This window comes from Gilliamella sp. ESL0232, assembly GCF_013346885.1.
GTDB lineage: Bacteria > Pseudomonadota > Gammaproteobacteria > Enterobacterales > Orbaceae > Gilliamella > Gilliamella bombi.
Genome location: NZ_JAAEDW010000015.1, coordinates 1 through 10,210 on the forward strand (window position 1 = coordinate 1; position 10,210 = coordinate 10,210).

The 10,210-nt window shown below is 35.6% G+C and carries 8 protein-coding genes and 1 pseudogene; 5 read left to right on the forward strand and 4 right to left on the reverse strand.

Features of this window, described 5'->3' with window-relative positions:
- The first annotated feature begins 184 nt into the window (after positions 1-184).
- Entirely contained in the window at positions 185-1,381 is a 1,197-nt protein-coding gene (locus GYW75_RS12205; protein ID WP_174799507.1) for a hypothetical protein, read from the forward strand.
- Between the two features lie 271 nt (positions 1,382-1,652).
- A complete protein-coding gene (locus GYW75_RS12210; RefSeq protein WP_174799508.1) occupies positions 1,653-2,861 on the forward strand; it encodes an MFS transporter in 1,209 nt (402 codons plus the stop codon).
- Between the two features lie 103 nt (positions 2,862-2,964).
- Here GYW75_RS12210 and surE read toward each other — a convergent pair whose 3' ends face one another.
- Positions 2,965-3,744, reverse strand: coding sequence for a 5'/3'-nucleotidase SurE (gene surE / locus GYW75_RS12215; protein WP_075524084.1), 780 nt, complete (start codon positions 3,742-3,744; stop codon positions 2,965-2,967).
- Positions 3,745-3,753: 9 nt separating this feature from the next.
- Complete coding sequence (ypfJ, locus tag GYW75_RS12220; protein WP_174799509.1) at positions 3,754-4,611, reverse strand: KPN_02809 family neutral zinc metallopeptidase; 858 nt, start codon at positions 4,609-4,611, stop codon at positions 3,754-3,756.
- 211 nt (positions 4,612-4,822) lie between these two features.
- Here ypfJ and GYW75_RS12225 point away from each other — a divergent pair, with 211 nt between their 5' ends.
- Together GYW75_RS12225 and proP are read left to right on the forward strand one after the other, a co-directional pair.
- Positions 4,823-5,704, forward strand: a complete 882-nt coding sequence (locus GYW75_RS12225; RefSeq protein ID WP_065589261.1) for a DMT family transporter — start codon at positions 4,823-4,825, stop codon at positions 5,702-5,704.
- A 359-nt stretch (positions 5,705-6,063) separates the two neighbouring features.
- Entirely contained in the window at positions 6,064-7,569 is a 1,506-nt protein-coding gene (gene proP, locus GYW75_RS12230) for a glycine betaine/L-proline transporter ProP (protein WP_065559897.1), read from the forward strand.
- Positions 7,570-8,255: 686 nt separating this feature from the next.
- Here proP and GYW75_RS12235 read toward each other — a convergent pair.
- The gene (locus tag GYW75_RS12235) at positions 8,256-9,122 is read right to left on the reverse strand and encodes a helix-turn-helix domain-containing protein (RefSeq protein ID WP_174799510.1); all 867 of its coding nucleotides are present in this window, start codon (positions 9,120-9,122) and stop codon (positions 8,256-8,258) included.
- A 296-nt stretch (positions 9,123-9,418) separates the two neighbouring features.
- On the opposite strand from GYW75_RS12235, the gene fsa reads away from it, so the two are divergent.
- Positions 9,419-10,081: a fructose-6-phosphate aldolase gene (gene fsa / locus GYW75_RS12240; protein WP_174799511.1), complete on the forward strand. Its 663-nt coding sequence runs from the start codon at positions 9,419-9,421 to the stop codon at positions 10,079-10,081.
- Positions 10,082-10,118: 37 nt separating this feature from the next.
- Here the strand turns inward: fsa and GYW75_RS12245 are convergent.
- Positions 10,119-10,210: pseudogene (locus GYW75_RS12245) on the reverse strand (IS5/IS1182 family transposase); the annotation flags it as partial.

Consider the following 10,210-nt stretch of genomic DNA (forward strand, 5'->3'; position numbering starts at 1 on the left):
GGCCACGACTTCTGAGCGCATTCACGGTACTGCGCCTTATTTAACCTTTGATGGTGGTGTTACTAAAGTGACTAAAACAGAGGACTTATTAGGTATTAAGTTATCAGATGGTCGAACATTTACATCGTAAAATAATTCTTCATCACCAACAGCGCCAATCAAGTTACCTAATGTAGGGGATACCTTGGCTGATATTGAAATGATAGTCCCGCCATTAAGCGTCTCAATAAATATAAATGACTTAGTGACACAAGGTAAATGGGGAGATGATGATGGAGATGGTCAGGGTACAAATGGTGTTACCGCATTAGGAAGTATATCGTTAGCAATAACTGATAAAGATGGAAATGCTGTTAGTCGTGGCGATGCATTAGATATATGTAATGCACCTTATAAGGTAACCTTAGATAGTTCAGGGGGAACTTTAACTACGCAGTATGGCGTGCCGAATAGTAGTAGGTTTTACGGAGGGACAGCGGAATATTATATCACTTTGCCGTTACCGCCAGTTATTTGTTCGGTCAGGCCGAATTTATTGTATGGTGGCACAACTGGAACTGGCTTGGATTGGGACGACCCACGCTATGCAGGTCCAGCTAACATATGGAATCCAGTTAAGGGTTTTTTAGTTCAGTCAACAACCCCATCATCTTACAGTTTAAATTTTCCAACTACGGGGTCAGATGGATTGTATTTTGATTTGGATATAGGTGGGATAGATGCAAGTCAGTTTACTTGGACCGTTATCACAAGTGGTAGTATAAGAGCAACGGTGAGTTGGATATTACCAAACCAAGGTACAAACGAAGATAAATGGATTAGAGATAAATCCAAGAATGTAACACGGGTAACGTTGAATGGTCCAGAGGCAAGAAGCCAGTGGAGCAATTCTAATCCTAGTCAAATTACCTTGCCATCTTTGCCACAAACATTTGAGTTAATCGGTAGGGATAGAAGTGGTAATGAGGTTCGGTATGGATTTGAATTGAGGCAGTGGTTCGTCAATCGGGGAGGTCAAGGGGCTAGCCTTTCTAATCAAACCACATGGTGTAATAGTTTGGGTTATCGAATACCACGGATAAGAGATTTAACTAATGCGAAGTGTGGTGTAGATAATCGTTGGTACCCATGTGTAAATGACATAGATGGCGCTAATCCATCCTCAGGTTTTACTGGCTATCAGCGTCACATAGGAGCAGGCTTTTTCACGGAGTGGGGCGCTATGTCCTACTACACTGATGCGGACTTTGTCTTCGACACCTTCTGGACAAGTGACGCTACAGATACAGATAGCGTTCAGTTCACTGTCTACTCGTACTACGGCGGCGTCGGCAGTTACAGCGATTACTACAGCGGCTTTGCTGTTTGCACCACTCCTTAGCGTTTAGTTCTTAATCCTTAGGGAGCAGAAGGTCTTATGATGCCTAGAGAACAATATAGATAAGAATAAAGCCCCCGCGCAAGTTGGGGCTTTTAGCAGGCAAAGCTTGCGAGCCTTGCAAATTTATGGTTCGCCAATAAGTAGTTAAATGTTGATTTTATCCGTAATAAATCAGCAAAAAACTAATCAACTTTATTTTAGCCTTAATTTTGTTACGTTTATGCCGATTTTATGTATATAATTAACGTAAATTCATCTATTGTGTATTATTATGGCTAATGTATCTTCGTTTCGCCAAAAGCAAAGCACTATTTTTGTCGCATTTCTAGTCACAACTTTTATTGTTGGTATTGCTGGTGCTTTACAATCTCCTACTTTAAGTCGATTTTTAACTTTTGAAGTTAATGTTAATTCACGGCTAGTTGGACTTTTTTTTTCTGTTAATGCTTTAGCCAGTATTGTGGGTAGCTTTCTATTAGCTAAATATTCCGATAAAAAGGGCGATAGGCGTTATATTGTTATATTTTGCTGTTTAATGGGCATTGCTAATAGCATTACTTTTGCGTTTACACGTCACTATTTGGTGTTAATCACGCTGGGTGTTTTGTTTGCTGCGTTATCGTCTGCTGCTATGCCACAAATTTTTGCTTTAGCACGCGAATATGCCGTTAAAACTGGGCGTAATGTTGTGGCATTTAATTCACTTATTCGAGCTCAACTTTCGCTTGCTTGGGTATTTGGCCCACCAATTTCTTTTGGCTTAGCTATTAATTTTGGTTTTACGGCAATGTATTTAACGGGCATGTGCATGTTTATGGTCGCGATGCTGTTTGTTGCTATTTTTTTACCTTCGGTTGAAAAAAATCCTACCTCACAACTAAATAACGAAGCAGAGTTACAAGCAGCAAATCAACCACTTTGGAAGAATACAAATGTGCTTTGTTTATTGCTATCTACGGTATTTATGTGGACAGCAAATATGATGTATATTATTGATATGCCAATTTATGTTGATGTTGTATTACATCTTTCAGATTCATTGCCGGGTGTATTGATGGGGCTTGCTGCTGGTATCGAAATTCCAGTTATGCTTATCGCCGGATATTTAGTGCCACATTTAGGTAAACGAAATCTGTTTTTTATTGCGATTGTTTGCGGTTTGATTTTTTATCTTGGTATGATTTTTTGTACTGGTAAATATGCCTTATTAGCATTACAGCTCTTTAATGCTCTATTTATTGGTATTGTAGCTAACATTGGTATTATCTATTTTCAGGATTTATTGCCTACCCGAATGGGAGTGGCTTCTACTTTATTTAATAATGGTATTATTTTCAGCATAATTATAGCTGGAATGTTGCAAGGATTTGTATCAGAAGCCTATGGACATCAGGTTATCTATTGGATTGCGTTAGTAATGGTTGCGATATCATTGTTATTCTGTACGTTGGTGAAAGATGTAAAAACTAACGTGGGCTGAAAGTAGATGAATAGTTAGATAATTAATAACAAAATCAATAGTAAATAAATAATTAAGTGTAATTTGTCTTCTTAATAGTTAGGAAGACAAATTACTGAAACAATTAAAGATTAGATGTGTTTAACAGTTTTTCATAAAAGGCATAATCGGTCCTTTCATAACCCAATGGCGTAATGGCAATAAAGTTGGCATTAGCGGCATCAAGTTCTTTATTGTCATCAAGTATTTGTAAATTGCGTTTTGCTCTAAACCAAAAGTAATCGTTGCCTTCGGGATCTTGTGTTGGTATCACCATAAAACGACTTACATCGCTATCGCCTTGTTTTGTTATTTTCAAACCTTTAATTTGTTGTGCTGTACATGCAGGAAAATTAACGTTAAAACAAATATTTTGCGCAGATGGTAACGAAAGTAATTTAGCAATAACTGTTTGAGCGTGATGTTTAGCACAACTCCAGTCAGTTGGCTGGTTATCTTCACTGGTTAATTGACTCAATGCAATTGCAGGAATGCCCAAAGTCATAGCCATCATTGCCGCACCAACAGTGCCAGATAACACTGTTTCAAATCCTACATTTGAGCCATTATTAATTCCAGATAGTACTAGATCGGGTAGGTTGTTAGCCATCAAATATTTAATTGCAAATAGTGAGCAATCGGCAGGTGTGCCATAAACGGCAAATTCTTGTTTTCCACGTTGAACAACTCTAAATGGCGTTTTTAAGCTCACTGAACAAGATACTCCACTTTGATCTATGGCTGGTGCAACTACCCAAACCTCGTGAGCTATCTTTTTTGCCACTTCTTGCAATAGTTTAATACCTGGTGCATCAAAGCCATCATCATTGACTAGTAAAACGCGATTAACTAACTTTTCTAACATATTATTTCCTTATTGAGCAAATGTATTACATTCGTTAATTGCACCACTATCAAACCCACGTTTAAACCAAGTATAACGTTGCTTAGATGTACCATGGGTAAAACTATCAGGTACAACATAACCTTCACTTTGTTGTTGCAAGCGATCATCACCAATGGCTTTTGCGGTGTTTAAAGCTTGTTCAATATCACCTTCATCCAGCCGATTTTGCTGTTGCATTGCATTGCCCCACATGCCAGCAAAACAATCGGCTTGGAGTTCTAATTTAACCGACAATTGGTTATTTGTGATTGTGGACTGACCTTGTTTTAATTGCTCAACGTGGCTAAATGTGCCCAGCAAATTTTGTACATGATGACCAACTTCATGCGCAATTACATAACCTTGAGCAAAGTCGCCACCACCACCAAGTCGCTGTTTCATCTCTTGATAGAAAGACATATCTAGATAGACAGTTTTGTCAATACTACAATAAAATGGTCCCATAAAGGTTTGACCAGTGCCACAAGATGTTCTTGTAGAGCCTTTATAAAGTACTAACTTAGTGGGAGTATAGGTTTTACCTAAACGTTGAAATTCTTGATGCCAATAATCTTCAGTACTTGCTAAAATGATAGACGTAAATTTGACGGCATCTTCATCATCAATTGAATATTGATTAGTATTTTGTTCGGTACTGTTCGTATCAATTAGTGTTGAATCTAGCAAGCCAGTTAAATCAACACCATAATAGCCAGCAATTAACACTACAATAAATAAAACAATCTTACCTTTACCACCAATTGGAAGTCTTGTTCCTATTTCACTTCCTGATTGTGAGCGACGATCTTCAATGTTATCGCTCTCTCGTTGGTCTCTCCAGCGCATAGGAATTACCTTGTCAGTTTTAGTTTAATTATTTTAATGGATAACAAATAAGTATTCTAGATTAAGTTATTAGCGTTGTTATAAATTGAACCAATTAACTGTATAAAAATAGGTAAAGTATTTGTTTGTAAATTTGGTTATTTCTTGCTTTTTTTAGGTATATAATAGAATCCATACCATTATATCTTTATACTAATATTTGGGTATTGTTATGCCATATTTATTTCTTACTTTGGCGGCTTGTTTTTGGGGTGGTAATTACGTTGTTGGACGTGTTTTAGTTACTCAAGCCGATCCTATGGTAATATCCGAAGGTCGTTGGGTTATTACTGCGCTGTTATTATTGTGTTTATATCAACGTCAAGTTCGTAATGACTTATCCAAAATTAGAAAATCAATTGGTCCCATTTGTTTGTTAGCCATTTTTGGGCAGATTTTATTTCCATTAACACTTTATGTTGGATTGCAATATACCTCATCGCTTAATGCATCAATTTACCTTTCTGCAACACCATGTATGGTGTTGGTTATGAATAAATTGTTATTTAATGATACGATTTCAAAAAATAATATTTTAGGCGTGCTATTTAGTACAATTGGCGTGATTTATTTGATTTTACAAGGAAATCTAACTAATTTAAGTGAGTTGAGTAATATTAATAAAGGGGATTTATGGGCAATGGCATCAGCAATGAGCTGGGCTTGTTATAGCGCATTTATACGGTTAAAAGATAAATCTATATCTGGCAATGCTTTTGTGACTGTTAGTGCCGTGTTGGGTTCGGTCATGTTACTTCCTGTTGCGTTAGTGTATTTTTATTTTTACCCAGTTTCCAACCTAGCGCATTATACCTCAACAAGTTTTTTGCTTGGCTTATTATATATTGCTATTTTTGCGTCTTGGTTATCTTATTTATTTTGGAATAAAGGTATTATGGATATTGGCGCAACACGTGGGCAAATCTATACTCATATTATCCCTTTGTCAGCAGGAATTTTCAGTATTCTATTTTTACATACGCCAGTTGCGTATTTTCATATTGTGTCGATAGTACTAATAGTTATTGGGATCTATTTTTGTTCACGGAAATAGTTAATAATACAAACAATCGTTTTTAAAATAGCTTTAGTTTTGACTTAAAAATCAAGAAAATTTTACAAAATGAGGTTATTTTGCTATAATTAGCACTCAATTTTCACAAAAAGGAATTGTTTTGTTGTTATTTAGTAGAAATTAAAACAAACAAACAAACAAACAATAAAACATTAGTTTTTGCTTTTTTATTATCCTCTTTTTTTATCTTTGCTGTATTTTGCTTCAATTTTAATTAACTGATAAACACTTTTTCAAAGTGTAATCTAAAAAGTATTGTTCTTTGTGTATTAAAAGGTAACCGTTTACCTTGTTGCATCATTCCTTTTTATTATTTGTATGTAAACAGGCGGTATTTTATGAAAAAAATAAGACAGTCCCAAAATAAACCATTAAACATCAACGATATTACTATAATTGATGATAGCAAGTTAAAAAAAGCCATTACCGCAGCAGCACTTGGTAATGCGATGGAGTGGTTTGATTTTGGTGTATATGGCTTTTTAGCCTATGTTTTAGGGCAAGTATTTTTCCCTGATGCATCCCCTAGTGTGCAAATGGTTGCTGCACTCGCCACGTTTTCCGTACCATTTTTAGTTCGGCCGTTAGGCGGTTTAGTGTTTGGGATCCTTGGTGATAAATTTGGACGCCAAAAAGTATTATCAATAACCATCATTATTATGTCGTTAAGCACTTTTTGTATTGGTTTAATTCCTTCTTATGCCTCGATTGGTATTGCTGCACCAATATTATTATTGCTAGCTAAATTTGCGCAAGGATTTTCAATAGGGGGTGAATATTCTGGTGCGGCTATATTTGTTGCCGAATATTCGCCAGATCGCAAACGTGGTTTTATGGGGAGTTGGTTAGATTTTGGTTCGATTGCTGGTTTTTTAGTTGGAGCAGGTTTAGTCGTGCTTTTATCTAGTATTCTTGGCAAAGTTGCATTTCATGATTGGGGCTGGAGAATTCCATTTTTATTCGCTTTACCGCTAGGACTAATTGGGCTTTACTTACGTCATGCGCTAGATGAAACACCGGCATTTCAACAGCATACCGATTTGATGGATCAAAATGTTCGCGATCATATTACTAATCAACCTAAAATGACTTTCAAACAGATTATTATCAAATATTGGAAAAGCCTATTAGTCTGTGTAGGGTTAGTGATTGTTACTAATGTGACTTATTATATGTTGCTTACCTATATGCCTAGTTATTTATCTCATAACTTAAATTACGATACAGATCATGGCGTACTAATTATTATTGCTATCATGATAGGTATGTTATTTGTTCAACCATTAATTGGTTTTATTAGCGATAAAATAGGTCGCAGACCGTTCATTATTGGGGGAAGCTTAGGTTTATTAATTCTTGCTTATCCGTCATTTGTTATGATCAATAGCGATATTATAGGTCTTATCTTTTTAGGATTATTGATTTTAGCTGTATTACTTAACTGTTTTACTGGTGTTATGGCCTCAATTTTACCGGCTATCTTTCCGACTAGTATTCGTTACAGTGCTCTAGCTATATCATTTAATATCTCGGTATTAGTTGCTGGTGCTACTCCAACAGTGGCGGCTTGGTTGGTTGAAGAAAGTAATAATTTATACATGCCAGCTTATTATTTAATGGTTGTAGCATTAGTGGGTTTACTTACAGGCATAAAAATGAAAGAAACCGCAAACCGTCCACTCCGCGGCGCAACGCCTGCAGCATCAGACAGGTCAGAGGCAAAAGAAATATTATCAGATCACTTTGACTCAATAGAACAAAGAGTCGAAGATATAGAACAGCAGATCGAAACATTACAACAACAGCGTCAGAATTTAGTCGATCAACATCCTAAGTTAGATTGATTTTTTTATTTTTTGGGTTTTGTATATTTTGTTTAACATACAAAACCCAAATTTAATAAAATCAAAACGATACATAAGTATTTTTTAACGATAAAATTGACACATCATAGAAATAGCTAAAACACTGCCAACCCTTTTTTTTATTAATAAATAAAAGTAAATAAAAACAAAGTATTATAAAACCGCTATAAAAAAGGGTTTTTGAAAACAGAAATCCTATTTGCCTTTTGCTAAACAGGGTTTATAGTATATCGGTTTCTAGTTTACCGCCGCATAGGCGGTTTAGAAATATATCGGTACCATTGGTGGGGAGTTCCCCCCGTTTACCGCCGCATAGGCGGTTTAGAAATCTGCTAAATGATTATCTAGCCATGCTGCACGGTTTACCGCCGCATAGGCGGTTTAGAAAATCTCCAGCCCAAATTGATAACCGTCTACTCAGTTTACCGCCGCATAGGCGGTTAGAAATTCTGGCATTATTATTTTTAACAGCATGACGTTCACAGCTATATAATAGCTTGATTTTATTCAAAATTATTAAGTTAAAAAATAAAATCAATATTCTACCTGATTGATTTTATATAAAAATGTACCGATAATTAAGTGCGCTAAACAAGAGCGATAAATATGTGTAATTTTGGCACAATGTAAAAAATAAAAGAGTTTGAAAGTTTACTGTGAAAAAACTATTTGCGCATTAACTTACTATGATATTGTCGACGATATTCGGTTGGTGTTCGTTCTGTCTTTTTTTTAAAAATCCGACAAAAATAATTACTATCTTTAAACCCCGATGCTAGAGCAATTTCTTTTATATTTAGATCATAATCCTTTAGTAGCGATTTTGCATATTCTAAGCGAATATGATTTAGATATTCATTTAGCCCTATTTTTCCCTCGCTTTGAAATAGATGTGATAAGTAATTGGGTGAAATGTAAAACATATTAGCTAAAAAGTCGCGTGTAATATCTTCACGAAAGTGAGTATCAATATATTGGCGAATGGCTTCATATAGGCAAGTAGTTTTGGATGATGTTTTGATATTGATATTTAACAAATCGAGTGTGTTGCTAAGTAAACTGTGAATAAGATAGTAAGCAGTTTGATTTTGTTTACATGATTGGTTTTGCCAGATAAGTTCGGTCAGCGCTTGAATAATAAATGTACCAACCCGCGGGCCTCGTCTTGGTGTGTTAATTTGCCTAAGTGGAATTAGTTGTGTGCCATCCCAATGCAATAGGCTTATACCAATTTGTTGTTTACCAAACAATATGTTTAATGAAGTAACAGGGTTTGTCCAAATGGGTTTGTTCCAGCTTTGAGCGGAAATATATAAAAGATCATTAATTGATAATATTTTTTCAATAACTTTGCCATTACTATCCGCCCATAGCATCTGTTGCTTTCCTTCTAATATAATTTCAATTCTAGGAAAGTTGACTTGGTAGGCAAGTGAAGGCGGACAAGCATTACTATTGGCAAAATAGATATGATTGATTGACTCTTGGTTATTGACTAGTTTGGTTAGTTTTTCGTTAATGATTTTTGTCATAAATTAAGTTAATGATAAATCAAGTGTGTACTATCGTTTAGATTATATACGCATATGGAAAAGATGAAAATAAGTATAAATTTTTCTTTTATTTAATAAATTAATGTTAATTTTTCGTTGTGTGATCTAAATCTCAATTTCTTATTTAGCGTACAAAAATCCAGTAAATGACAAAATTGTCTTCTAGGCGGTTGGATCAGTTTTTTTTACTATAGCTGTAACGCAAAATTTGTAATACAAAGAGCGTTATATGTATACGTTAATAGATATTTGTTGGTTTTAGCTAGGAGTTAACCATGGAATTATATTTAGATACCGCCGATCTTGTCGCCATTAAACGTTTAGCTAAGGTGTTACCTATTAGTGGGGTTACCACTAATCCAAGCATTGTAGCAAAATCGGGTAAGCCAATTTTTTCGTTATTAGATGAACTACAGGGAGTATTGGGTTCAGATAAATTACTATTTGCTCAGGTACTTTCAAGTAATGCTGATGAAATGATAAAAGAAGCTCATCAGCTTAGAAAAGCAGTACCATCGATTGTGACTAAAATTCCTGTCAATGCTCAAGGATTGATTGCAATTAAAGAGTTAACCCAGCAAGGAATTCCAACTTTGGGAACGGCTGTTTATGGTGCAGGGCAGGGATTTTTAGCTGCATTAGCAGGGGCTAAATATATTGCACCTTATGTTAATCGCATTGATGCTCAAGGCGGAAATAGTAAAGATACAGTACTGGAATTACAAGAATTGTTAGATTTGCACTGTCCACAATCGATGGTGTTAGCCGCAAGCTTTAGAACGCCAAGGCAAGCGTTAGATTGTATGCTTGCTGGTTGTAAGTCTATTACGTTGCCAGTAGATGTGGCTGAGCTATTTATTTCTGATCCAGCTGTTGATGCGGCGATTACTAAGTTTGATCAAGACTGGTGTAATGCTTTTGGTGCGTTATCGTTTTAAATTTAGGGACTGTTGATCTTTGCTGTACATAAATTACTCAACAATACATTGGCAGCCACATTAACATAAATGCCAGTGATACCATACTGGCATAATTCCTTTCTAACTTATCGTATCTAGTTGATATTG